The sequence below is a fragment of the Bradyrhizobium sp. HKCCYLS2038 genome (assembly GCF_051167655.1).
Lineage (GTDB): Bacteria > Pseudomonadota > Alphaproteobacteria > Rhizobiales > Xanthobacteraceae > Bradyrhizobium.
This window is the reverse complement of record NZ_JBNPTM010000002.1, coordinates 719,883-743,755: the sequence shown is the minus strand read 5'-3', so window position 1 is coordinate 743,755 and position 23,873 is coordinate 719,883. Positions and strand designations below refer to the sequence as shown.

The window sequence follows — 23,873 nt, the reverse complement described above, 5'->3', positions numbered from 1 at the left end:
GCGCGACTGTCGTGCCGGATGGCCGGCGGCTCAGGTGTAGTCGGCGAGCCTTAGTCCCGTGAATTGCCAGCGATGGTGGGGATAGAAGAAGTTGCGATAGGTGACACGGCTGTGACCCTCGGGCGTCGCGAGCGAGGAGCCGCGCAGCACCAGCTGGTTGACCATGAACTTGCCGTTGTACTCGCCGAGCGCGCCTTCGGTGGGGCGATAGCCGGGATAGGCGCTGTAGGCGCTACGCGTCCACTGCCAGACGATGCCGAACGCATCGTTGAGCTGGCCGCCGCGCGCGGCCACCTCCCACTCCATCTCGGTCGGCAGATACTTGCCCGACCAGCGCGCGAAGGCATCGGCCTCGTAGTAGCTGACGTGACAGACGGGGGCGGCCGGGTCGATGCCGCGCAGTCCGCCGAGCGTCATGATCCGCCATTCGCCGTCGACCTTGTACCAGTGGCCGGGGGCCTGCCAGTGCTCGCGGCTTGCCGTGGCGAAGCCGTCCATCAGCCACAGCGTCGCTTTCTCGTAGCCGCCGTCCGCCATGAAGGCGAGCCACTCGCGATTGGTGACCAGATTGCGCGCCAGCTTCACCGGCCCGACCAGTGCCCGATGGGCCGGCCGCTCATTGTCGAAATGATAGCCGTCCCCGGCGTGGCCGACGGTGTGGATGCCTTCGGGAAGCCTGATCCAGTCCTCGCCGGTGCCGGCCGCGGCTGGGAAGCTCCAGGCCGGATCGTAGGCCGGCGCCGTTGGGTTCTGCGCGAACGCATGCAGGATGTCTGTCAGCATCAGCTCCTGATGCTGCTGCTCGTGATTGAGGCCGATCTCGACGAGCGGCGCCACCGCCTCCAGCGCCGTGACGTCGGCGCCGCGAAGAAATTCGACCATGGCTGCATCGACGTGCTTGCGATAGGCGGTGATCTCGGCCGCTCCCGGACGGGTGATCAGCCCGCGCTCGCCCCGCGTATGTCGGGGCCCGGCGCTGACGTAATAGGAGTTGAACAGGTATGCATAATCGGCATGGAAGGGCGCATATCCCGGGCAGTGCTCGCCCAGGATGAACTGTTCGAAAAACCAGGTGGTGTGGGCCCGGTGCCATTTCGCCGGACTGGCGTCCGGCATGGATTGGATGACCTGATCCTCCGGGCTCAGATGCGCGGCCCGGCGCTCGGTCTCGCCGCGGACAGCCAAAAAGGCCTCGATCAGGCTCTCCGCGAGGAGGGGAGACCGTGCCGTGGATACATCATCAGGGGAGAGCGGGGCCGTAGCGGAGGCTGAACTGGTCACGAGGGTCTCCGTTTGCCGGGAGAAAACGATCTTCGACGGAACAGGTTCCTTCGAACGGTTCGTCCTAGATAGGGGTTTGGTTACGGGATGAAACCCTCGGAATGGCTATTATATTGCTGCCGTCAGGCTATGGTCGGGGCGGGGGCGGTCCCCTGAACCGACCCCCGGCATTTTACTTTGGCTGCCCAACGGTTTGCGCTACATATGGGGAGTGACCCGTCGCCCGGGACGGCCTTCGTCCCGGCGCGATCAGAGCGGCACCGAGCCCCAGGCGTTCCTTGAGGCGCCCTAGAGGAAGCGAAGATGAGCATCGAGCAATTCATTGACAACGAAGTGAAGTCGAACGACGTCGTCCTGTTCATGAAGGGGACGCCGCAGTTTCCGCAGTGTGGATTTTCCGGCCAGGTCGTGCAGATCCTCGACCATGTCGGCGTCGGCTATAAGGGCCTCAACGTTCTGGAATCGGCTGAACTGCGCAACGGCATCAAGACGTTCTCCAACTGGCCGACCATCCCCCAGCTCTATGTGAAGGGCGAGTTCGTCGGCGGCTGCGACATCGTCCGCGAGATGTTCCAGAGCGGCGAGCTGCAGCAGCTGTTCACCGACAAGGGCATCCCGGTCGGCACGGCGGCCTCGGCCTGAGCTATCCTGTCCGCAAGATCGGCGCGACCCGGTTCGAGGTCATCACGGCCGACATCACCAAGCTCGGCGTTGACGCCATCGTCAACGCCGCGAACTCGTCTCTGCTCGGCGGTGGCGGCGTCGATGGCGCCATCCACCGCGCGGCAGGGCCGGATCTCGTCATGGAGTGCCGCATGCTCCATGGCTGCAAGACCGGTGAGGCCAAGATCACGAAAGGCTATCGCCTGCCGGCGCGCCACGTGATCCACACCGTCGGCCCAGTCTGGCAGGGCGGCGAGCGCGGCGAGCCGGAGCTGCTGGCGTTGTGCTACCGTCGCTCGATCGAGCTCTGCCACAAGCACCTGCTGGACTCCGTCGCATTTCCGGCGATCTCGACCGGCATCTTCCGCTTTCCCGCAGATCGGGCGGCATCGATTGCTGTGGCTACATCGATCGACGCGATCAGCGAGCAGACGTCGCTGTCGCAGATCGTGTTCTGCTGCTTCTCCAGCGAGAGCGCCGAGTTGCATGACGAGGCGCTGAGCGCCGCGATCATGAGCCGCGGTCGCGGGAGATGACGACGCCTGGCCCGTCGCGAGGTCGCTAGGATGGGTCGTCAGATGTCGCGGCGGGCGCTGCTCGCCAGCTTGCCTGCAACCGCGATGCTCTCGGTCTGGGCCCGCGCCAGCCGGGCCTCGCCGCGCGATCTCGACCGGCAGCGGCTCGGCAAGGTCTCCGACTATTTTCAGCACGAGGTCGCTGCCGGCACCATTCCCGGCGCGGTCGTGCTGGTGCAGCAGCATGGCAGCCCGGTGCTGCTGCAGAGCTTCGGCCTGCGCGATCCCGCGTCCGACGCGACGATGACGGAGGATGCGATCTTCCGCATCTACTCGATGTCGAAGCCGATCACGTCGGTGGCCGCCATGATGCTGATCGACGATGGCCGGCTGAGGCTGGATGATGCGCTCTCGCGCTACATTCCCGCCTTTGCGGACGTGAAGGTCGACGGTCGGCCGCTCGCCCGTCCGATCACCATCCTCGATCTGCTGCGCCATACATCGGGTATCACCTACGGCTTCTACGGCGAGACGCCGGTGCGCCGGCTCTATGCCCATGCGCAGCTGTTCGATGGCGACATCGACAATGCGACATTCGCCGCGCGTCTCGCCAGGCTGCCGCTGGCCGAGCAGCCGAGGACGTTGTGGGACTACGGCCACTCGACCGACGTGCTCGGACGGGTGATCGAGATCGTCTCCGACAGCTCGCTGTATCAGTTCGAGCGCGACCGGCTGCTCGGTCCGCTCGGCATGCACGCGACCGCGTTCTCCCTCGCTGACCCGAGCCGACGCAACCGCGTTGCCGAGCCGTCGCCGCGCGACTGGTTCGATCGGCCGATTGCCGGCCTGGACGATCCGATCCGTCCGAAGCGCTGGGAATCGGGCGGGGCGGGCATGATCGGCACCATCTCGGACTACGCGCGGTTCGCGCAGATGCTGCTGAACGGCGGCGAACTCGACGGCCGCCGCTATCTCAGGTCCGAGACCGTCGCGCTGATGACCCGAGATCATGTCGTGGGGGCAGGGATTCGTCGTGACGACCTCTATTTTCCTGGTCCGGACCACGGCTTCGGCCTGGGCTTTTCCGTGCGCCTCAAGGCGAAGCCTCCGCTGCCATCCGGCGAATATGGCTGGGATGGCGTCGGCGGGACGTTCTTCTTCGTCGATCCCGCCGACGATCTGTTCGTCATCGTCATGATGCAGGCGCCGTCGCAGCGTGGCCGCATCGCGAGCGATGTGCGGCAGCTCGTCTACGGAGCGCTTGCGTCGTAATGCTCATGCGCCGCGCGCGATCTCCCTGACATGCCCGATCATCTCCTCGATCATGGCTGCCGTCACATCGAGATGCGTGCAGGCGCGGATGCGGCCGTCCATCATGGCGAGCAGCACGCCGCGCTTGCGCAGCTCGGCCACCATCCTGTCGCCGGGCACGCCAGCGCCGTCGGGCTTGAAGAACACCAGATTGGTCTCGGGCTCCTGCACCTCGATGCCCTGGATCTGCGCCAGCCCACGCGCCAGCGCGCGCGCATTGGCGTGATCCTCGGCGAGCCGGTCGACATTGTGGTCCAGCGCGTAGATGCAGGCAGCGGCGACCACGCCGGCCTGGCGCATCGCGCCGCCGAGCCGCTGCTTCCAGCGCCAGACCTCGTCGATGAAGGCGGCGCTGCCGGCGAGCACGCCGCCGATCGGCGCGCCCAGCCCCTTGGAGAAATCGATCCAGGCCGAATCCCAGCCTGCGGTCATCTCGGCGGCTGGAATGCCGGTGGCGACCGTCGCATTGAGCAGCCGGGCGCCGTCCATATGGGTTGCCATGCCCTGCGCCTTGGCGATGTCAACGATCTCGTCGAGCGCGGCCTTCTTCCAGATCGTGCCGCCGCCGATGTTGGCGGTCTGCTCGACGCTGACGACGGTCTGCGGCGGCTGATAGCGGCTGCGCGGATGCAGGGCGGCGCGGAACGTCTCCGGCGTGAACTGCCCGTCGGGTCCCTTCAGCTGCGTCACCTGGAAACCACCGAGCGCCGCATGCGCGCCGCCCTCGCGGGAGATGATGTGGGCGGTCTCGTGGGCCAGGATCTCGTCGCCGGGGCGGCAATGCACCAAGGTCGCCGCGACGTTGCACATCGTGCCCGACGGCATCAGCACCGCGGCCTCCTTGCCGAGCAGGGCGGCGACGCGGGCGGTGAGCTCGTGCACGGTCGGATCGTCGCCGATCTGCTCGTCGCCGACCTCGGCCCGCGCCATCGCCTCGCGCATCGCAGGTGTCGGGCGGGTCTGCGTGTCGGACAACAGGTTGACGCGCACGGGCGGCGCCTTCGGATCGCGCGGGGGCGGGGTGTAGTACATCGGATGTCCTCGTTCGCTTATCAGACCCCGACCTTACCCAACTCACCGCGCTCCCGCAAAACGCCCCTCCGTTTCGATCACGCCGCCAGCCAGATGTCCGGCTGCAGCGGCCTGGAGACATCGATCGGCTCGGTGACCAGGAGCGGTGCCTCCGTGCAATCGAACACCCAGGAGTCGAGCGGACTCCGCCGCGACGGTGAAAGCAGCAGCGATGCGCCCGGGCGCTGTCGCTTGATGTTCCAGCCCATGTTCACGGCGGCCCAGCCGATCAGCATGGTTTGCCAATCGTCGGCGGGTTCGGGAGAATTGTCGAAACAGTGCAGAAGCTCGAGCGCGAACGGATCGTAGCGAAGCTGCGCGTCGGCAAAGGTGAGCCCGGTTCCGAGATGGCGGATCACATGGGCTGTCGCATCGGACTGGACGTGCCAGCAGGAGCGTTCGAGGTGATCGAAGACGGTCGAGGGATAGATGCCGTCGTTGAACCGGTAGCGGATCCCCGAGGGCCGTGCACGTAATGGCGAAGCGCGAAGCGGTGGCGACCGCAACGGCGGCAGAGGCGGAGCACCGACCGCATCGGCCGGCAATGCGCCGAAGATGATATTGCGCCTGTTGAACTCCATGGCGAACGCCCCGCGACTTTACAACTGCAGACAGTGAATCACGGGATGGACACGCTGTCAGCCCAGCTGAGGCGATTTCGTGGCAAGTGTGGCATTCGGGAATCGGTTCGCCTGGTCCGAAAACCAAAAAACAAAGGCCCCGGCGCATGCCAGGGCCTTCGGATTATCAGATGGGATCGGGCCGTCGTCAGTTCAAGACGCGTCCGGTCAAGATCAGCGCGAGTAGAACTCGACGATCAGATGCGGCTCCATCTGCACCGCGAACGGCACGTCGGACAGCGCCGGGATGCGGATGAACTTCGCGGTCATCTTGGAGTGATCGGCCTCGATGTAGTCGGGCACGTCACGCTCGGCGAGCTGGCTCGCCTCGAGCACCACGGCGAGCTGCTTGGAGGCTTCCTTGACCTCGATCACGTCGCCCGGCTTGACTTGGTAGCTCGAGATGTTGACCTTGCGGCCATTCACCTTGATGTGGCCGTGGTTGATGAACTGGCGCGCGGCGAACATCGTCGCGACGAACTTGGCGCGGAACACCACGGTGTCCAGACGGCGCTCGAGAATGCCGATCAGGTTTTCGCCGGTGTCGCCCTTGAGACGGCCGGCCTCGACATAGATGCCGTGGAACTGGCGCTCGGAGATGTTGGCGTAGTAGCCCTTCAGCTTCTGCTTGGCGCGCAGCTGCACGCCGAAGTCGGAGAGCTTGCCCTTGCGGCGCTGGCCGTGCTGGCCGGGGCCGTATTCGCGGCGGTTGACGGGGCTCTTCGGGCGGCCCCAGATGTTCTGGCCCATGCGGCGATCGATCTTGTACTTCGCCTCACTGCGCTTAGTCATCGCGTCCTCTTCAGTCTTTCGTTCGGGTTTGAGGAAACGCGCCCTCCTGTGTGTCCGGAAAATCCGGTCCACCGACAGGCCCATCCCCAAAGCATGAAGGGAGAAGGCCACGGGTCGCGAAACGCAACGCGGGCCGAAAGCGGCCCGCGAGCAGGGCGGTTCTTAAGGGAGAAACCGCCGTCTTGTCAAACCGCTAGGCCGGCTTTTTGCGCCCAAATCGCCTCGCGGGCCCGATTTCCTGCGCCACGGCGCCGATTCCGCCTTCTCAGCCACCGATCGCCCTGACGGGCTTGGCTTCGGCCGCGCGCGAGGCCCGGATCTCGGCGGCAATCTCGCCATTCAGCACCTGCTCCAGCCGGGCAAAGGTCTTGGCGATCAGCGCGGCGTCGGTAACCCGGTGGTCCCAGCGGATCATGACGCCGATGCTGCCGTCGGGCTGGGCGACGTCGAAGCTCAGGATGTACGGACCCGGGCTCAGCGCCTGCAATTGGCCGCCGCCATAGGCCGAGACCCCGGTGACGCCGAAATTGCCGAACCAGTTGGCCCGCTGCCGGCCGAAGCTCAAGCCCACCCACCAGGCGAACCGGCGCAGCGGCCAGGGCAGGCGGGTGGTCAGCAGCATCTTGCGGAACGACGGCACCTGGTCGGCCGGCGCTTCCTTGCCCTGGCGGATGATGGCGTCGACCTCGGAAAGCGTCAGCCGGTCGGGATCGCCGACCCGCTGCGGCAGCACGCAGGGCTCGCCGTCCTCGACCCGGGCGGTCGCCACCATCGCGATGTTGCGCGGCAGCTCGTAGAACGCCGGCCAGGGCCATCTGACGTAGAGCGTCCGCAAGGTCGGTTCGTCCCGGGCGACCAGCGCGAAGGCCTTGACGAAGATTGCGGCGAAGCCCGGCGGCTTGACGGCAGCGCCGCGGGCGTCGAGCAGCGGCCGGATGTTGAGGGTCCGCGCCAGGGAGACGAACGGAACGTCGCTGGACGCGCGCATCAGATCGATGATCAGGCGGCGTGGCACCGAGATGGACCTGGTCGTTCCGCGCATCCTGAAACCGTCACTCCCGTGCATTCTGCTTGGCCTGGTCCGTCTCCGGCGGCGGCTGCTGTTAGCACCGCGCGCCGGGTTACGGAAGCGCCGCGCTAGATCATGATGCGCTTCCACGAAATCGCATCATGATCTATCCCTTTGTTTGAGCATGATCTTTTCGGAAAACCGGCGTCCACTTTTCCGGATCATGCTCTAAGGCGCCGGGGAGGCCAGCGGCTTGGTCTTGTCGACGACGTAGACGCCCAGGACCTTCAGCCCCTTGTCGCCGTGAACCTTGGCGTCGTGCACGACGCCTGCCGGGATCTGGAACGAATCGCCGGCCTTGAGGTGCCGGTCCGGCTGGCCCTCGACGATCAGATCGGCCTCTCCCTCCAGGATGTAGGCGGTCTCCACTCCCGGGTGGGTATGGCGACCCGCCGAGCCGCCGACGGCGACCTCGGCGATCGCCTGGACGATGGCATAGCCGTCCGGAAAATCGGTCTTCTGCAGCATGGTCCGCTTGATCGCCGGCTGCTGCGCCAGCGCGGCGCCGAGCCCCAGCACGGCCAGCGACAGGCCGAAAATCGTCTTCTTCATCATGGTGTTCTCCCCCACTATTGGTTCTCGTTTGGAACATGAAGTGCGCGGGCCGTGGCCCACGGACTCAGCGATTGATCCCCTCGAAGCTGGCGGCAATGCCGCGCTGGAACAAGGACCAGTCGAAGCCGAGCGCCAGCGCCAGGTAGCCGCGCGCGATCATCGCATTGGCCTGCTCGGCCGTGCGGGCGACGCCGCCGATCGGCACGCCGGATTTGAGGATGCCGGCCTCGGCGCGGGCGATCAGGGATTTCACCTGGGGATCATCGAGTTGGCCGCGCTTGTTGATCGAGGTGGCCAAGTCGCCGGGGCCGATCACGGCGATGTCGATGCCGGGCGTTGCCATGATCTCGTCGATGCGCTCGACCGCCTCGACATGCTCGATCGTCACCATGCAGATCATGTCGTCATCGGCAGTCGCCATGTACTCGGCCATCGACACGTTCCAGTGAAACGGCGCATGGAACGGACCCCAGAGGCGATCGCCAACAGGCGGATAGCGCACGCTGCGCACCGCCTTCTCGGCATCAGTGCGGCTCGAGATCATCGGGAAGTTGATGCCGAGTGCGCCCAAGTCCATCGGCGCCTTCGCCAGATGCGGCTCGTTGGCGGCGATGCGCACCAAGGGCACGCACGGCGTGCCGGCCGTGGCCGTGATCATCGCATGCGCGGTGGAGAGATCGATCGGCCCGTGCTCAAGGTCGACGATGATCCAGTCGAGCTGCTGCGCCATGATGCGCACCGTCTGAATGCTCGGGATGGTGGCGATGGCGCCGAAGGTCGGCCGCTTGTCGCGCCAGGCCTGCTTGAGGCGGTTCAGCGGCTTGGGCGTTGCGGACATCATCTGCTCTCCGTCAGGCCGGCACGCGGCCGCCGAAATAGGGTGTGAGCGCGCCGCTCAGCTGGTGCGGCTTGTTCGAGGTGAAGATCATGGTGGCGCCGCCGTCGGCGGCCTCGGCCACGGCAGGGCCGAGCAGGTCGGCGACGCGCCGGGCGATCGCCGGGGCTGGATCGATCCAGGTCACGGGCCAGGGCGCCAGCCGTTCGAGCCGGTCGAGCAGCAGCGGATAATGCGTGCAGGCCAGCACCACCGTGTCGGTGCGGGCGGCCGGATCCTCGGCATCGCCAGTGAAGCAGGCGGCGATCTCGGCCGCGATCGCGGCGTCGCTGACGCTGGTTCCGCTCAGCGCGGCTTCGGCCAGCGACGCCAGCTCCGGCGAGCCGACCAGCGTGACCGCGCAGCCCTGCGCAAAGTCGCGGATCAGCGCGTGGGTGTATTCGCGCTGCACGGTCGCCTTGGTGCCGAGCACGGAGACGCGTTTCGTCCGGGATTGGGCGCAGGCCGGCTTGATCGCCGGCACGGTGCCGACGAACGGCGTCTTGTAGGCCGCGCGCAGCTCGGCCAGCGTCTGCACCGAGGCGGTGTTGCAGGCGATGACGACGAGATCCGGCCGATGCGCTGATATCAATTCGCCCATCAGCGGCACCACGCGGGCGATCAGCGCCTCCTGGCTGTGATGGCCATAGGGAAAGAACGCGTCATCGGCGACATAGACGACATGCGCATCGGGCCGAGCGCGCACTACCTCGCGCAGCACGGACAGGCCGCCGAGGCCGGAGTCGAACACGAGAATCGTGGGGCGCTGGGTCACGCGGGCAGTGTACCGGAAGCAGGAGGCGGGTTCAGTCGGTTTTTCCCGTTAGGCTCGGGCGGGAGTAGGGCGCCTGGGTGTGTTCCGGCGGCGGAAGCGAAGGTTCAAAGCCGGCCTCTGTGTCGTTGCTGGGTCATGGTGTCCTTATGGCCACCGGCGCATCCTCAAATTCAGTGTCATCCCGGCGAACGCCGGGATCCATAACCACCGGCGGCAGCTGATGCGCGAACTGGCCGCTCCAGCGTGCCTCCCACGCCCGCCGCGGCGTCTGGGTCACGGGTCGGCGCCGCGCCGACGCTGTCGCGTCGTCGTGTCTTGCCCGGGACGACAGTGGGGGCGTCATGCGAGCGAAGCGAAGCAATCCAGAGTCCCGCGACGACTCTGGATTGCGTCGTCGCTGCGCTCCTCGCAATGACGGCGGTGAGATACGGGTGAAACATGCGCTCTCATCCTCGCACCCGCTTTCGCGTCCGAGTATTGCTCGTTTCATCGCCCTCTCGAAAATGAGGGCGCGGGGAAGGCCGGGTGCCGGTCGCACCCATGGCCCGCCTGCGAAAAAAAATGCAGGCGGCAGGAACCACAGGTACGGGCCGGATCATCCGGCCTTCCCCGCGCAATGGGTTTACGGCTTATACGTGCTCTCCCCGGGGACCGGCTGTCTTGCCCCCGTCATCAGCGCGCTCGTCGAACTTGCAAGCGCCAACTTGGCATCAGCACCGGGATGCCAGGACCACACGATTTCGCCGTGCGCATCGGATCGTTCGTCGGCATGATCGCTCACGCTGCAACCCGACACGCCCACCGCAGCCCGCACTCCACGCTCGTGACGATCGCGAAACGCCCCTCAAGTGAGACGGGATGGGGCGCAACATAGCATGTGTTTCTGAAAAACGGAAGCAAAAACTTCCCGCTCCAGGCGGGCGGGCGATCTGCCTGTAACGATTTGGAAAACCTGATTTCGGGTGAAGGTGATCGCCAAATTGCCGTGACAGTGCAGGGCTGCAACTCGAAGCGGCTTGTAATCAGACTTGCTTCCGTGGGTAGATTTTCGATGAAACGCGTTTCACAATATGTATGATCGCCGCATGGGCATGAAACAATTTTCTGGCGAGCTAAGGCGGTTCCTCGCAACGGAAGAGCCGGAAGTTCTATGTATCACTGGCAAATGGGGTGTAGGTAAAACTTTCGCATGGAGGTTTTATCTCAGGGAAGCGAAAGACGCGAAAGCGATCGGGCTGGAAAAATACGCGTATGTGTCACTCTTCGGGCAGAGTGCCCTTGATGACGTTCGGTATGCCATTTTCGAGAACACGATCCCTCGTGACGAGATTGGCAAGAAAGCTGACCTCAAGACATTTGAAAAGACGGTCGATACGTTGTGGGGCCGTTGGCGCGGCCTCCTTCGATTCTCTCAATACATCCCCCGCTTCGGCGATACAGTATTCAACTTGGCTAAGCTCGGTTTTCTGAGCGTCAGGAAACAAGTCGTATGCATTGATGACCTTGAACGGGCCGGCAAGAATCTTGATCCACGAGACCTTCTTGGCCTTGTTTCATTTTTGAAGGAGGAGCGCGATTGCAAGGTCGTTCTCCTTTTGAATGATGAAGCATTGGAGGAGCAGAAGCTCCAAGAATTCCGAACTCAGCTGGAAAAGGTTGCTGACACCGTGCTTCGTTTCGAGCCTACGCCACTCGAGGCTGTTGAGATTGGCGTCGACAAAAGCCAATCCTTTTCAGCTTGGCTGGCCAATGATTGCATCGGCCTGGGTGTCGTAAATATTAGGCTCATTAAGCGGATCGAACGATTGGCCAAGCGTCTCCAGGAGGAACTGAAGAGCTTTGACCGGAGAGTACTTCAACAAGCAGTCCACTCGGCCGCTCTTTTTTGCTTTGCGAAATATCAACCTCCCGGTACTGCGCCCCCTCTGGAGTTTATCAAGGATTTCAATCCTTACGAAGGAGTTTTCAACAAAGACAAGACAGTGGTCGATCCTAATGCCATCTGGCGGGCCTTGTTGCTTCAATTCGGGTGGACGCACACCGACGAATTCGATGCGGTGATTTTCAGGTGCGTAGAACAGGGAAGCTTCGACACCGCAGCCTTGAAAGCCGCTGCTGAAGAGAAGGAAAAAGAACTAAAAATTCAAGATAAGGACCGATCCTTCTCCGATGCCTGGGATCTTTATCATGGTTCCTTCGCGGATAACTCAGCAGAAGTAATCGCTGCACTCACCGACTCAATAGCCAAATGCGCGCCCGCAATTTCTCCGATGAACCTATCAAGCACGATTAGCTTTCTGAAGGAAATGGATGCGGGCAGCAACGCAAAAGACCTAATACGAAAGTACGTAGAGGTCCGGTCGAGCGAGCCTAGGGACTTTTGGAGGTTGGATAAGGCGCCGTTTGGTGATGAGGTGAAGGACGCTGACGTTCGTGAGGCCTTCAAGGAGAAGTGCGATTCTCTAGCGCTGGCTCCCGACGTAGCTGAAATCCTTCAACGGATTGGAGTTCAGAAGGGATGGAATTCTGAAGATGTTTCAGTTTTGGGGATGCTAACCTCTGATGACTTTCTTGCTGTGTTCAAGAGCCAGCAAGGCGACGATCTGAGAAGGGTCGTATATGGTGCATTGATGTTCCGCGATATCGGCAATTCAAGCGAGGCAATGAAATCCATCACCAAAAATGCTGAGGATGCTCTACGCAAAATTGGCAAAGAATCAAAGCTTAACGCCCGTCGTGTCAGAGCATTCGGTATCGACCTCTCTGAATAGAGAGTTCAAGTGAAGTCGAAATTACGAAATGGCTGCGTCTCGGTGGGCCGAATAGCTCGGTGACTGTCATTGCGAGACAATCCGAAAACGCTGACCCAAAACCGCTCCGGGAAACGTTCATCCAGTAGGGGGCCAGATGGGCCGATCCTGAAGGAGATGCGAATGGCGCCGGAGCGCGGAAAGTCCACTGTGTATTTCTACGGATCATGCCCGCTGTGCCGGGCAGGGATCGGCTACTACAGCCGCACCGACGAGGCTGGCGCGCTGTGCTTCATCGACGTCTCCCAGGCGCGCGCCGAAGTGCCGGACGGATTGACGCAGCGAGAGGCGATGCAGCTGCGTAGAGTGTGCAAAGCGCCGCCGTCAGGCGGCGTGGGCCCCACCGTCGGGCGGCGTGTTCTGTCGTGAGGTGGCGGGCACGGCGGCATGAAGAGCTGCGTGTGACGCGATGGCCCGGCCTGACCGCGCCCAGCGCTTCAGTCCTCGTCGTGCTCGCCTTCTTCGAGCTCCTCCAGCTCCTCGCTCGCGTGGTCGATCACGTCGAGGGCTTGCTGGACCTCGATGAGGCTCTTGACCGCAATTTCCGTTTCGCCCTTCTTGTAGCCGGCCGAAACGGCCTTGGCCAAATTCAGGCGCATTTCGACCAGCACGTTGCGCGCGGTCAGGAAGACGTCGATGTCGTTGTCGGCCATGTTGCTCCTCGTCAAGGCTGTTCATGCAATTGGTAGCCCAGGCGTATGGCGGGCATATGTCGAATCGGCCGTGCATCGGCATGACGGTTGTCGTGTCGAGTCCCGTGGTGCCAGCGCCTGCCCGTGTCGACACCTTCGCTGCAACCTCCCAAGGCGACAGTGCACTCAATAGACCTGCGTCGACGGCCGGGGTGATCACGTTCCTGGCGAGAGGCTGACCCAAACCGCTCGCGCAGACGTTTGGGAAGCACGGGCCGAAGTCGGTCCTGGCCAGGGAGATGCGCGTGGCGCAAGAGCAGGCACAGTCCACCGTGTATTTCGACGGATCCTGCCCGCTGTGCCGGGCGGAGATCGGCTACTACGGCCGCACCGACGAGGCTGGCGCGCTGTGCTTCATAGACGTCTCCCGGGCGGGCGCCGAAGTGCCGGACGGATTGACCCAGCGGGAGGCGATGCAGCGGTTCCACGTGCGGGCCGGTGACGGGCGGCTGCTGTCGGGCGCTGCAGCCTTCGTCGAGGTCTGGCGGCGGTTGCCGCGCTGGCGCTGGGCGGCGCGGCTGGCCTCGTTGCCGGGCGCGCTGGCGGCGCTGGAACTCGGCTACCGGCTGTTCCTTCCCGTCAGGCCGTTGATCTCCCGCACCGTCGCGCGCGTCCAGCATCGCAAGGTGGGGCATCCCACGGTGCCCCGCACCGGGGACGGTTCGGCCGGTCAATGACACCCCCGGTCCTTGAACGACCGCGGCGGACATCCATATCACATCCATAGGCCATCCATATGGATGGTACACGGATGGTCCCCATGCCCGACAATGTCCACCCGCTCCGCAGCAAAGCTCCCGATACCGAGAAGATCACGGTCAATCTCGGCTTTGTCGATCTCGGCCAGGTCGACCTGATGGTGCGGGAGGGGTTCTATTCCAACCGCGCCGACTTCATCCGGACGGCAATCCGCAACCAGCTCGACCGGCACGCCGACGTGGTCAAGCAGTCCACGCTGCGCCACAGCCTGGATCTCGGCCTGCGCAACTTCAGCCGCGCCGATCTCGAAGCCGTGCAGCGCGCAGGCCAGATGCTGCAGATCAACGTGCTGGGGCTCGCGACCATCGCCGCCGACGTCACGCCCGAATTGGCGCGCGCCACCATCGCCTCGATCGCGGTGCTGGGCGCGCTGCATGCTCCTCCCGCGGTCAAGGCCGCGCTCGCCGACAGGATGAGGTAGCGTCATGCTCGATCAGGATATCATGCGCGAAGCGACGCGGCTGACGCGGGCCGGCCGGCTGGCGGAGGCCACGGCGTTGCTGCAGCGGATGCTGCAAGGCGCGAGCCGCCCGGCTGCGGCAAAGGCTGATCCCGCGCGGCCGGCGCCGGCGCGGCTGTCACCGCCGACCATCGACGGCGAAGCGACGCGCATCGGCGAGCGCGCGCGCGCCGATCGGGACGCGGCTGCGCCCGCGCGCACCGCGCAACCCGCGACAGCGCAAGATATGTCGACGCAAGAGATGCCATCGCGCGGCCCGTCCGCCTTGGTGCGCAAGCGCTTCGTCCGTCGTGACGGCCTTGGTGGCCTCCCGGGGATCGGCCTGCGAGGTCCAAATCTCCGCGCGCCTTCGCCACGGGACACCACACCCGAGGGCGCTCGCTTCCTCCAAGCCAGTTTCAGCAATGCGGCCGGCCGCCGGTCCTACAAGCTGCTGATCCCCAGCCGGACGCACCAGCGGCCGCTGCCGCTCGTCGTCATGCTGCACGGCTGCACCCAGTCGGCCGACGATTTCGCCGCCGGCACACGGATGAATTTCGCGGCCGAGGAGCAGGGTTGCTTCGTCGTCTATCCCGAGCAGCCCAGCGGCGCCAACCCGTCGAAATGCTGGAACTGGTTTCGCCCCGGCGATCAGCAGCGCGACGGCGGCGAGCCGTCGCTGATCGCGGGCATCACCCGCCAGGTGATGCGCGACCATCAGGTCGATCCCCGGCGCATCTACGTCGCGGGCCTGTCGGCCGGCGGCGCGGCCGCGGCCGTGATGGCCGCGACCTATCCCGATCTCTACGCAGCCGCCGGCATTCATTCCGGCCTCGCCTGCGGGGCCGCGCGTGATCTGCCCTCGGCGCTTCAGGCCATGCGCCAGGGCGGCTCGGCGCGTGTGGCCGAGCGCGGCCCGGTTGTGCCGACCATCGTCTTCCACGGCGATCGCGACGCGACCGTGCATCCCGTCAATGGCGACCGGATCGCGCAGTTGGCTGGTGGACGCGGGACGGCCTCCGTCATCAGCGGCCGCGTGCCCGGCGGCCATGCCTACACCCGGACCATCCTGACCGATCGCGGGCAGGTGATTTCGGAGAACTGGATGATCCACGGCGCCGCTCACGCCTGGTCGGGCGGCAGCCCGGCCGGCTCTTACACCGATCCCAAAGGCCCGGACGCATCGCGCGAGATGCTGCGCTTCTTCCTCGCGCACGCGCTGAAGTGACCTGGTGCCACCAACATTAGTCTTGACTAATGAATTAGTCTTGGCTATTGTTTCCGAATGACCGAAGCCGAAACCGTCACTGCCGTCATGCGCGCGTTGGCCGATCCGACGCGGCGGGCGGTGTTCGAGCGCATCGTCGCGTCCGACGAGATCACCGTCGTCGAGCTGACCCGCGGCAGCAGCGTGACGCAGGGCGCCATCTCGCAGCATCTGAAATCCCTCAAGCAGGCTGGCCTCGTTTGCGAGCGCCCGCAGGGACGCAAGGTCTATTACCGCGCCGAGCCACGCGGCCTGGAGCCGCTGGCCGACTGGATGAGCCATTACGGCGCGTTCTGGCGCGACCGCTTCGCCGATCTGAGACAGCTGCTGAAGGACATCGATCCATGAACCAGACCGTCAAACCGGACACGCAGGCTATCGTGGTCGAGGAGATCTTTCCGCACGCGCCCGAAATCATCTGGAAAGTCCTGACCAATGGCGAGTTGATCGGCCGCTGGCTGATGGCGCCGAAGGGTTTTGCAGCCGTCGCCGGCACGCGCTTCACCTTTCAAACGACGCCGGCGGGCGGATGGGACGGCACCATTCATTGCGAGGTGCTGGAGGTCGTGCCGAACCAGCGGCTGGCCTACGCGTGGAAGGGCGGCCATACCGGCAATGTCGGCTACGGCGCGCCATTGGAGACGGTGGTCACCTTCAGCCTGTCCAGGGCCGATAAGGGCACGCGTCTTCGCCTCGTGCATTCCGGCTTCGTGCTGCCGGCCAACGAGACGGCCTACCGCAAGATGGGTGAGGGTTGGAAGGTCGTCGTCAAGAAGCTCGATCAGATCGCCGCCGAACAAGATGCTTCGACGCGATCGCATTGAGAGGGCAACATGACCAGGTCCTATGTCGGTGGCTGCGCCTGCGGCGCGGTGCGTTATGAGATCAAGGGCGAGCCCGCCGTGATGCTGGATTGCCGGTGCCGGCAATGTCAGCGCGACAGCGGCACCGGCCATCAATCGCACCTGACCTTCGTTGCGGCGGAGGTGAAGGTCGACGGCGAGGTCTCTCATTTTCAAACCATCGGCGATGGCGGCACCGTGAAGCGGCGCGCGTTCTGTCCGAGCTGCGGCTCGTCGATGCATCTGACGTTTCCGGCGATGCCCGACGTCTTCATCGTGACGCCGGCAAGCCTCGACGATCCCAGCCGTTACAAGCCGCAACTGGTGTCCTGGACATCAGCCGGACACGCCTGGGATCACCTCGATCCGGCGCTGCAGACATTCGACAAGATGCCGCCGCGATGAGTTCGGGACTGGGGTGATATCGACATTGTCGACCTCCGCTGTCATCGTCCGCGACGGCGGACGATCCAGTACGCCGTGGCGTTTCGATTCAATCTCGTCCGCCGCGGAACACTGGATTGGGCAATTTCCAACCCTGGTGGCACGATGTCGCGAGTCCTGAACTGGTTCTTCCGCAATCGCGCGACCGGCAAGATCACGATCGCGCAGATGCCGAACCCGGCGCTGTGGCTCGTGCTGGTCGGCATCCTCGTCGGCTGGGTCTGGCATCCCGCGGGGCAGACGGGCCGCAATCTCGATTGTCTGGTCAAAGCGGGCCTCGTCGTCTGGGCGTTCGACGAGCTGGTCCGCGGCGTCAATCCCTGGCGCCGCTGCCTCGGCGCGGCGGTGCTGATCTACGAAGCCGCGACCTTTGAATGGTCGTGAACGGATGTGAGTGAGGCGCCACGTCGCCGGCGACTCCTTGCTTGATATGCATCAACCGGCAAACATGGCTTCGGACCGATTGTACGGTGTCGTCCGGTCTCGAGACGTTCGCCGGATAGGAATGCAGCCCGATGAGCCCGACCATCACCAACGATGCGAGCGCCGTCACGCACAGGGAAGCCGGCGCTGTCCCGGTGTTTCGCGCCCGCAAGCTCTCCAAGACCTACCTGATGGGCGAGGTCGAGGTGCATGCGTTGCGCGATGTCGATCTCGACATCCATGAAGGCGAGTTCGTCGTGCTGCTCGGTCCGTCGGGGTCGGGCAAGTCGACCTTGCTGAACATCCTCGGCGGGCTGGACAGCCCGACCTCGGGCGATGCGCAATGGCGCGATCATCAACTGGTCGGCGCCGATGACGCCGCGCTGACGCGCTACCGGCGAGAGCATGTCGGCTTCGTGTTCCAGTTCTACAATCTGATCCCGAGCCTGACCGTGCTGGAAAACGTCCAGCTCGTCACGGAGATCGCCGACCGGCCGCTCGATTCCCTGGAGGTGCTGAAGCTCGTCGGACTCGAGCGGCGGATCGACCATTTTCCCTCGCAATTGTCCGGCGGCGAGCAGCAGCGGGTCGCAGTGGCCCGCGCCATCGTCAAGGCGCCGGACGTGCTGTTGTGCGACGAGCCGACAGGGGCGCTCGACTACGAGACCGGCAAGGTGGTGCTCGCCGCGATCGCGCGCGCCAATGAGCGGCTCGGTACCACCACCATCGTCATCACCCACAATGCGGCGATCGCCGGCATGGCCGACCGCGTGCTGCGGCTCGGCGGCGGCCGCATCGTCGGCGAGACGCGCAATCCACGGCGGCTCTCGGCCGAAGAGGTGACGTGGTGAGCCTGCTGAACCGCAAGCTCTGGCGCGACATCGGCGCCATGCGCGGGCAGGTGATCACCATCGCGCTGCTGGTGGCGGCCGGTGTCGCCGTGTTCGTCGGCTCGGTTTCGACCTATCAATCGCTGCGCGCCGGCTGCGAGCAGTTTTATGCGGAAGCGCGCTTTCCGCAGGTCTTCGTCACCTTGAAGCGCGCGCCGCTGGCGCTGGTCGCCCGGCTCAACGAGATCGCCGGCGTCATCGCGGTCGAGCCGCGCATCGTGCGCGAGGTCATCGTCGATGCGCCGGCCGCGTCGCTGCCGGTGTCCGCGCGTCTCGTTTCGCTCAGCCGCGCCGGCGACGAGCCGCTGGCGCGGCTGCATCTGCGCCGCGGCACGGCGCCCGCGCCGGGCGACGCGCGCAGCGCCGCCGTCAACGAGGCCTTCGCCGAGGCCAACGGCGTCAAGCCGGGCGATGAGATCCGCGTGCTGCTCAATGGCCGGCTGCAGGCGTTCCGGGTCTCCGGCATCGCGCTGTCGCCGGAATATGTCTATGCCGTGCGGCCGGGATTGCCGATCCCGGACGATCGACTCTACGCCATCCTGTGGGTCGACCGCAGCGCGGCCGAGGCCGCCTTCGACATGAAGGGGGCGTTCAACGACGCGGTGGTCGCGCTGGCGCCGGGGGCCGATGCGCAGCCCGTCATCGAGGAACTCGACCGGCTGCTCGAACCGTATGGCTCGATCGGCGCGATCGCGCGTCGCGACCAGCCGTCGAACCGGTTTCTCGAGGACGAGCTGAACCAGCAGAAGGTGATGTCGATCACCATTCCGATCATCTTCTTCGGCGTCGCCGCCTTTCTGCTCAACAGTGCGCTGGGACGGCTGGTCGCGGCGCAGCGCGAGCAGATCGCGGCGCTCAAGGCGCTCGGCTTCCCGACCTCGGCTCTGACCTTGCATTACCTCGCGCTGATGCTGGTCATCGTGCTGATCGGCTGCTTGCTCGGCATTGCCGGCGGCTTCGGCTTCGGGCAGGCGATGATCGCGAGCTATCACGGCTTCTTTCGCCTGCCGGAGCTGCCGTTCCGGCTGGCGCCATGGGCGATGCTGGCAGGCGTCGCGATCAGCGCTGCGGCCGGCTCACTCGGCGTCATCACGGCGCTGCGCGCCGTCGTCCGCCTCGCGCCGGCGGAGGCGATGCGGCCGGCGATGCCACTCGGCTTTCGCCGCTCCTGGCTCGAACTGATGATGCCCGGCGGGGCACGTCGTGCGCGGCGGATGATGATGCTGCGAAATATCGCGGGGCGTCCGTTCCGCTCGCTGTTCACCGTCATCGGCATCGCCTTCGCGGTGCCGATGATGGTGCTCGGGATCTTCTGGCGCGATGCGATCGGCGAGATGATCGAGCTGCAGTTCAATCTGGTCGAGCGCGGCAACGCCACCATCAGCTTCCCGCATCCGGTGGATCGCGCGGTGTTGCGCGATCTGGCGCGGGAGCCTGGCGTGCTGCTCGCCGAAGGTCAGCGCATCGTCCCGGTGCGGCTGCGCGCCGGTCATCGCAGCTATCTCACCGCGGTGGTCGGGCTGGCGGCGACGGATCAATTGCGCCGCCCGCATGATGCGGCGCGCCGGCCGATCGCAGCAGTGCCCGACGGCATTACCCTGACGCGGCGGCTCGCCGAGCGGCTGGCGCTCGGCGCCGGCGACCTCGTCACCGTCGAGGCGATGGAGGGCCGGAGGCAACGGCGCGACGTCCCGGTCAGCGCCATCGTCGACGAGGCGATCGGCATGGCGTCCTACATGGATATCGACACGCTCAACCGCTTCACCGGCGAGGGCAACGTCCTCTCGGCCGCCAGCCTGCACGTCGAGCCGACGGCGCTGGCCGCGCTCGGCACGCGGTTCAAGAGTCTGCCGATGATCGAATCTGTCTCGATGAAGGCCTATGCGGTGGCCTCATTCATGGACAAGATCGCGGGCCTCGTGTTCGTCACGGCGGGCATCCTCACCGGCTTCGCCGCGATCATCACGATCGGCGTGGTCTACAACAGCGCCCGCATCAGCCTGCAGGAACGCGCCTGGGAGCTCGCCAGCCTGCGCGTGCTCGGCTTCACCCGCAGCGAGGTGGCGGGCATTCTGTTCGGCGAGTTCGCGCTGGAGATCGCGGTCGGGATTCCGCTCGGTCTGCTGCTGTCGCGCGGCATCATCGCGCTGATCGCCCGCCTGCATTCCAACGAGAGCTTCGAGATCCCCGGCGTGATCGCACCGCAGACCTACCTGATCGCGACTGCTGTGGTGTTGGCCAGCGCCGGGATCAGCGCCATCATCGTCCGCAGGCGGGTCGATCGGCTCGATCTGGTCGCCGCCCTCAAGACCAGGGAATGAGCATGCGTCCCGTGTTGCGCCTGATCGTCATCGTGTCGGCAGCTCTGGTGGTCGCCGCCGGCATCGCCTGGATGGTGATGCCGAGCCCGGTGCCGGTGGAGACGGCTATCGTGACCAAAGGACGGTTCGTTGCGACCGTCGAGGACGACGGCAAGACGCGGGTGCGCCAGCGCTATGTCGTGGCCGCGCCGCTCGCCGGCCGGTTGGGGCGCATCCGTTTCAAGGCCGGCGACCAGGTCAAGGCCGATGATGTGGTTGCCACCATCACGCCAGCGCCGGCGCCGCTGCTCGATCCGCGCGCCCGCCGCGAGGTCGAGGAGCGGCTCGGCGCGGCCGAAGCGAATGTGGAGCGCGCCAAGGCCGTGGTGGCGCGGGCGCAGGCGCAGAGCGCGCAGGCGAGCGCCGATCTCGCGCGCACCAAGGCGCTGGCCACGAGCGGGGCTGCGACGGCCCAGGCGAAGGAGCGCGCCGAGCTCGCGATGCAGGTCGCCGACCGCGACCTACGGGCCGCCGAATATGTCGACCATGCCGCCGGACACGAGCTCAATCAGCTCCGCGCCATGCTGGCCCGCTATGGCAGCAATACAGATGCCGACGCGCCCGCGGACAGTTGGAACGTGACGGCGCCGGTCGGCGGGCTCGTGCTGAAGGTGACGCAGGAAAGCGAGACGACGGTGCAGCCGGGCACGGCTCTGCTCGAGCTCGGCGATCCCCACGATCTCGAAGTGGTCATCGACGTGCTGAGTACCGATGCCATCGAGATCCGTCCCGGCGCCGAGGTGACGATCGATCGCTGGGGCGGTCCGGGCCGCCTGTTGGGACGGGTTCGCCGTGTCGAGCCGGCCGCCTTCACCAAGATCTCGACCCTCGGCGTCGAGGAGCAGCGCGTCAACGTGCTGATCGACATCGTCTCGCCGGCCGAGCAATGGCAGCGGCTCGGCGACGCCTATCAGCTCGATGCGCAGATCGTCGTCTTCACCCAGGACGATGCGACCATCGTGCCGACCGGCGCGCTGTTCAAGCGCGGCGACGACTGGTCGGTGTTCGCATTGAAGGACGGCCGCGCCGAGCTGCGCAAACTGCGCATCATCCGCCGCTCCGGCCGGTTCGCCGCGGTGGCCGAGGGCGTCGCCGGCGGCGATGTCGTGATCATCTATCCGAGCGACCGCGTTGCAGATGGTGTCAAGGTCGCGCCGCGCTGACACGTGGCGTCCCCCGGGGCCTCAGCGCTGCGACGCCAGCGCTCTGAGCCGCGATTGCCGCGCCAGCGCATGCGCGATCAGGCTGTCCATCAGCGCGGGCTGGGGCAGGCCGGTGGCCTCCCACATCTTCGGGTACATGCTGATGTTGGTGAAGCCGGGCAGCGTGTTGACCTCGTTGACGTAGACCTCGTCGCCGCGGACGAAGACGTCGACGCGCGCGAGACCTTCGCAGCAGAGCACGCCGAACACCTCGGTCGCCATCTTGCGGATGCGCTGCGCCAGGCCGGGCTCGACCTGCGCCGGCACGTGCAGCGAGGCGCCGTTGGCATCGGTGTACTTGGCCTCGTAGGAGTAGAAGCCGTGGCTGCCCGCGGGCACGATCTCGCCGAGCTCGGAGGCGGCAATCTCGCCGTCGGCGCGCTCCAGCACGGCGCATTCGATCTCGCGCACCGGCGCGATGCAGCGCTCGATCAGGATTTTTCGATCGAAGCGCAGCGCCAGCCGGCACGAGGCGTCGAATTCGTCGGCGTTGCGCGCCTTGGAGATGCCGACCGAGGAGCCGAGATTGGCCGGCTTCACGAACAGCTCGGAAGAGCCGATGGCGGCGACCGCCGCGTCATAGGTCACCGGCGATGCCGCCGTCATGGTGACGAAGGGCACGATCGGCAGGCCGGCATCGCGCAGCAGGCGCTTGGCGACATCCTTGTCCATCGCCACCGCCGATCCCAGCACGCGGCCGCCGACATAGGCGACGTCGGCCAGCTCGAGGGCGCCTTGCACGGTGCCGTCCTCGCCGTTCGGGCCATGCAGCACCGGAAAGATCACGTCGAAGGCGAGCTCGCGCGGGCCGGCGCCGCCATCGCCAAGGACGAGCGCACGGCCCTGGCCGGCGGGCAGCAGCACGATGTCAGGCCCGTCCATGGGTACCGTGAGTGCGGCGCTCGCGCGATCATTGGCGGCATCGGCGAGCACCCAGCGGCCGTCATGCGTGATGCCGATCAGCGTGACGGCGTAGCGCCCGGCATCGAGCGAGCGGAAGATGTTGGCCGCCGACGCCCGGGAGACGTCGTGCTCCGCCGAGCGCCCGCCGAACAGGATCGCCACGCGGATCTTTGTGTCAGTCATCGTTCGTCACCAGCCCCAAGCCTCTGCGGTGCGTGACGCTACAGCAAGAACGCGACGCGTCGCAATCACGCTGTTCCGTGCATGTCGCGCGGGGCCGCGCGGTTCACCGGCTTCGCATGTCGCCGTCCGAGCACAGCATCGTCGTGCCGCTGGCATGCATGCAGCTGCGGTAGAGCGGCGGGGCGACGAACTGGCCGGACCAGATGCCGCGGCTGGCGCGGCGGGCGGCGAGCTGATCGTTCGCGTAGGCGCCGTGCGAATATTGTGGCTCCTCGATCGCGAGCCCGCGCGACACCATGAACTGCCCGATGTCGACAGCGCCGGCGGCGCAGCGCGCGAGGATGCGGCCATAGCGATCGCCATCGACGGGCACGCAGCGGAGAACCTTGCCGCGCGCAAACCCGTCGAGCGTGTTGGCGGCCAGCGCGCCGCATCGATACGGTTTGCGGTCGCGGCCGCGACAGAGCTGCGCGCTCTCCGGCGCATCGATCCCCCACAGGCGAATTCGCGCGCCGTGAATGTCCAGCGTATCGCCGTCGACGATGCTGGCGCGGCCCACGAGGTGGGCGCTGCCCACGAGGTCGCGGGCCATCGCCGGCGATGCCGTGACGAGCGACAGAACGATGCAGAGGAGACGAGGAATGATGACGCGCAAGACCGGACCCGTTCACGAGCAGCCGTGCCGTTCCATCGACGGACGAATCAACCTGGCTCGTGAGTTGTTATAGCGAAGCTCAGTCGTGCATTTGTATGACGTGCCATCGTATGACCCGGCGAGCGCAGCCGGCGTGATGAACAAATCGCGAGATGGCGACGGTTTACTGCTCCGGCTCAGCGGACGTGGTCAGCTTAAGGCGGTCCCATTGATGCGCGCGGCGCGTTCCACCTCTGCGGCCAGCATGCTCAGGTGTTCGGCAAGTCGCGCGAACAGCTCGCGCTTGTCGCGGTCGGTGGCGAGATCACGGATGAGGGCGCATTCCGCTGCGTCGGCTCGCAGCTTTTCTGGCTGCGTCATCAACTCTGACATGTTTCGCTTCCTTGCGCGCCGGCAACTTTTCGAAACGGACGAGACTCCACATTGTTCCGCGGTCACGTAAAACTTTCTGACGGGGTCTGTCGTCGCCCGATCGGAG

Annotated in this window: 27 protein-coding genes; 15 read left to right on the top strand and 12 right to left on the bottom strand. The window is 65.6% G+C overall.

Annotation, left to right across the window (positions count from 1 at the left end; all coding sequences use genetic code 11):
* Positions 1-30 precede the first annotated feature (30 nt).
* Positions 31-1,281 (bottom strand): ergothioneine biosynthesis protein EgtB, encoded by a 1,251-nt coding sequence (gene egtB / locus ACQR1I_RS12575; protein ID WP_434864905.1) that lies wholly within the window; start codon positions 1,279-1,281, stop codon positions 31-33.
* 303 nt (positions 1,282-1,584) lie between these two features.
* Here egtB and grxD point away from each other — a divergent pair, with 303 nt between their 5' ends.
* The 3 genes from grxD to ACQR1I_RS12560 are packed head-to-tail and all read left to right on the top strand — an operon-like array spanning position 1,585 to position 3,731.
* Positions 1,585-1,923, top strand: coding sequence for a Grx4 family monothiol glutaredoxin (gene grxD, locus ACQR1I_RS12570; protein ID WP_006609190.1), 339 nt, complete (start codon positions 1,585-1,587; stop codon positions 1,921-1,923).
* Entirely contained in the window at positions 1,920-2,480 is a 561-nt protein-coding gene (locus ACQR1I_RS12565) for an O-acetyl-ADP-ribose deacetylase (RefSeq protein WP_434865133.1), read from the top strand. Before grxD ends, ACQR1I_RS12565 begins: the two co-directional genes overlap by 4 nt.
* Before the next feature lie 30 nt (positions 2,481-2,510).
* Positions 2,511-3,731, top strand: a complete 1,221-nt coding sequence (locus tag ACQR1I_RS12560; RefSeq protein ID WP_434864904.1) for a serine hydrolase domain-containing protein — start codon at positions 2,511-2,513, stop codon at positions 3,729-3,731.
* A 3-nt stretch (positions 3,732-3,734) separates the two neighbouring features.
* Here the strand turns inward: ACQR1I_RS12560 and ACQR1I_RS12555 are convergent, their stop codons facing one another.
* The 7 genes from ACQR1I_RS12555 to murI form a co-directional block, all read right to left on the bottom strand.
* Positions 3,735-4,802 carry a threonine aldolase family protein gene (locus ACQR1I_RS12555; protein ID WP_434864903.1) on the bottom strand — a complete coding sequence of 356 codons (1,068 nt, stop codon included), beginning with the start codon at positions 4,800-4,802 and terminating at the stop codon, positions 3,735-3,737.
* A 77-nt stretch (positions 4,803-4,879) separates the two neighbouring features.
* A complete protein-coding gene (locus tag ACQR1I_RS12550) occupies positions 4,880-5,422 on the bottom strand; it encodes a hypothetical protein (protein ID WP_434864902.1) in 543 nt (180 codons plus the stop codon).
* A 213-nt stretch (positions 5,423-5,635) separates the two neighbouring features.
* On the bottom strand, positions 5,636-6,253 hold the full coding sequence (gene rpsD / locus ACQR1I_RS12545) for a 30S ribosomal protein S4 (RefSeq protein ID WP_434864901.1): 618 nt from the start codon (positions 6,251-6,253) through the stop codon (positions 5,636-5,638).
* 265 nt (positions 6,254-6,518) lie between these two features.
* Positions 6,519-7,295 carry an acyltransferase gene (locus ACQR1I_RS12540; protein ID WP_434864900.1) on the bottom strand — a complete coding sequence of 259 codons (777 nt, stop codon included), beginning with the start codon at positions 7,293-7,295 and terminating at the stop codon, positions 6,519-6,521.
* A gap of 195 nt (positions 7,296-7,490) precedes the next feature.
* Positions 7,491-7,877, bottom strand: a complete 387-nt coding sequence (locus tag ACQR1I_RS12535; RefSeq protein ID WP_434864899.1) for a cupin domain-containing protein — start codon at positions 7,875-7,877, stop codon at positions 7,491-7,493.
* A 64-nt stretch (positions 7,878-7,941) separates the two neighbouring features.
* Positions 7,942-8,715 (bottom strand): HpcH/HpaI aldolase family protein, encoded by a 774-nt coding sequence (locus tag ACQR1I_RS12530; protein WP_434864898.1) that lies wholly within the window; start codon positions 8,713-8,715, stop codon positions 7,942-7,944.
* Between the two features lie 13 nt (positions 8,716-8,728).
* Entirely contained in the window at positions 8,729-9,526 is a 798-nt protein-coding gene (gene murI, locus ACQR1I_RS12525; protein WP_434864897.1) for a glutamate racemase, read from the bottom strand.
* A gap of 1,085 nt (positions 9,527-10,611) precedes the next feature.
* Here murI and ACQR1I_RS12520 point away from each other — a divergent pair.
* Together ACQR1I_RS12520 and ACQR1I_RS12515 are read left to right on the top strand one after the other, a co-directional pair.
* On the top strand, positions 10,612-12,297 hold the full coding sequence (locus ACQR1I_RS12520) for a hypothetical protein (RefSeq protein WP_434864896.1): 1,686 nt from the start codon (positions 10,612-10,614) through the stop codon (positions 12,295-12,297).
* Between the two features lie 162 nt (positions 12,298-12,459).
* Positions 12,460-12,705, top strand: a complete 246-nt coding sequence (locus tag ACQR1I_RS12515; RefSeq protein WP_434864895.1) for a DCC1-like thiol-disulfide oxidoreductase family protein — start codon at positions 12,460-12,462, stop codon at positions 12,703-12,705.
* Between the two features lie 68 nt (positions 12,706-12,773).
* Here the strand turns inward: ACQR1I_RS12515 and ACQR1I_RS12510 are convergent, their stop codons facing one another.
* On the bottom strand, positions 12,774-12,989 hold the full coding sequence (locus ACQR1I_RS12510; RefSeq protein ID WP_434864894.1) for a hypothetical protein: 216 nt from the start codon (positions 12,987-12,989) through the stop codon (positions 12,774-12,776).
* Between the two features lie 278 nt (positions 12,990-13,267).
* On the opposite strand from ACQR1I_RS12510, the gene ACQR1I_RS12505 reads away from it, so the two are divergent.
* From ACQR1I_RS12505 to ACQR1I_RS12460, 10 genes are all read left to right on the top strand, one after another.
* Positions 13,268-13,705 (top strand): thiol-disulfide oxidoreductase DCC family protein, encoded by a 438-nt coding sequence (locus tag ACQR1I_RS12505; RefSeq protein ID WP_434864893.1) that lies wholly within the window; start codon positions 13,268-13,270, stop codon positions 13,703-13,705.
* Positions 13,706-13,788: 83 nt separating this feature from the next.
* Positions 13,789-14,208 carry a CopG family transcriptional regulator gene (locus tag ACQR1I_RS12500; protein ID WP_434864892.1) on the top strand — a complete coding sequence of 140 codons (420 nt, stop codon included), beginning with the start codon at positions 13,789-13,791 and terminating at the stop codon, positions 14,206-14,208.
* Positions 14,209-14,212: 4 nt separating this feature from the next.
* Entirely contained in the window at positions 14,213-15,454 is a 1,242-nt protein-coding gene (locus tag ACQR1I_RS12495) for an extracellular catalytic domain type 1 short-chain-length polyhydroxyalkanoate depolymerase (RefSeq protein ID WP_434864891.1), read from the top strand.
* 57 nt (positions 15,455-15,511) lie between these two features.
* Complete coding sequence (locus tag ACQR1I_RS12490; RefSeq protein WP_434864890.1) at positions 15,512-15,841, top strand: ArsR/SmtB family transcription factor; 330 nt, start codon at positions 15,512-15,514, stop codon at positions 15,839-15,841.
* Positions 15,838-16,317, top strand: coding sequence for an SRPBCC family protein (locus ACQR1I_RS12485; protein ID WP_434864889.1), 480 nt, complete (start codon positions 15,838-15,840; stop codon positions 16,315-16,317). The genes ACQR1I_RS12490 and ACQR1I_RS12485 overlap by 4 nt, the downstream gene beginning before the upstream one ends.
* Before the next feature lie 9 nt (positions 16,318-16,326).
* Positions 16,327-16,740: a GFA family protein gene (locus tag ACQR1I_RS12480; RefSeq protein WP_434864888.1), complete on the top strand. Its 414-nt coding sequence runs from the start codon at positions 16,327-16,329 to the stop codon at positions 16,738-16,740.
* Positions 16,741-16,884: 144 nt separating this feature from the next.
* Positions 16,885-17,163 carry a hypothetical protein gene (locus ACQR1I_RS12475; protein ID WP_434864887.1) on the top strand — a complete coding sequence of 93 codons (279 nt, stop codon included), beginning with the start codon at positions 16,885-16,887 and terminating at the stop codon, positions 17,161-17,163.
* A 131-nt stretch (positions 17,164-17,294) separates the two neighbouring features.
* On the top strand, positions 17,295-18,053 hold the full coding sequence (locus tag ACQR1I_RS12470) for an ABC transporter ATP-binding protein (RefSeq protein WP_434864886.1): 759 nt from the start codon (positions 17,295-17,297) through the stop codon (positions 18,051-18,053).
* Positions 18,047-20,413, top strand: coding sequence for an ABC transporter permease (locus tag ACQR1I_RS12465; protein ID WP_434864885.1), 2,367 nt, complete (start codon positions 18,047-18,049; stop codon positions 20,411-20,413). Before ACQR1I_RS12470 ends, ACQR1I_RS12465 begins: the two co-directional genes overlap by 7 nt.
* Positions 20,414-20,415: 2 nt before the next feature.
* Complete coding sequence (locus ACQR1I_RS12460) at positions 20,416-21,615, top strand: efflux RND transporter periplasmic adaptor subunit (protein ID WP_434865132.1); 1,200 nt, start codon at positions 20,416-20,418, stop codon at positions 21,613-21,615.
* 21 nt (positions 21,616-21,636) lie between these two features.
* Here the strand turns inward: ACQR1I_RS12460 and ACQR1I_RS12455 are convergent, their stop codons facing one another.
* From ACQR1I_RS12455 to ACQR1I_RS12445, 3 genes are all read right to left on the bottom strand, one after another.
* Complete coding sequence (locus tag ACQR1I_RS12455) at positions 21,637-22,740, bottom strand: D-alanine--D-alanine ligase family protein (RefSeq protein ID WP_434864884.1); 1,104 nt, start codon at positions 22,738-22,740, stop codon at positions 21,637-21,639.
* A gap of 103 nt (positions 22,741-22,843) precedes the next feature.
* Positions 22,844-23,332: a thermonuclease family protein gene (locus ACQR1I_RS12450; protein ID WP_434864883.1), complete on the bottom strand. Its 489-nt coding sequence runs from the start codon at positions 23,330-23,332 to the stop codon at positions 22,844-22,846.
* A 252-nt stretch (positions 23,333-23,584) separates the two neighbouring features.
* Complete coding sequence (locus ACQR1I_RS12445) at positions 23,585-23,767, bottom strand: hypothetical protein (protein WP_434864882.1); 183 nt, start codon at positions 23,765-23,767, stop codon at positions 23,585-23,587.
* Positions 23,768-23,873 lie beyond the last annotated feature (106 nt).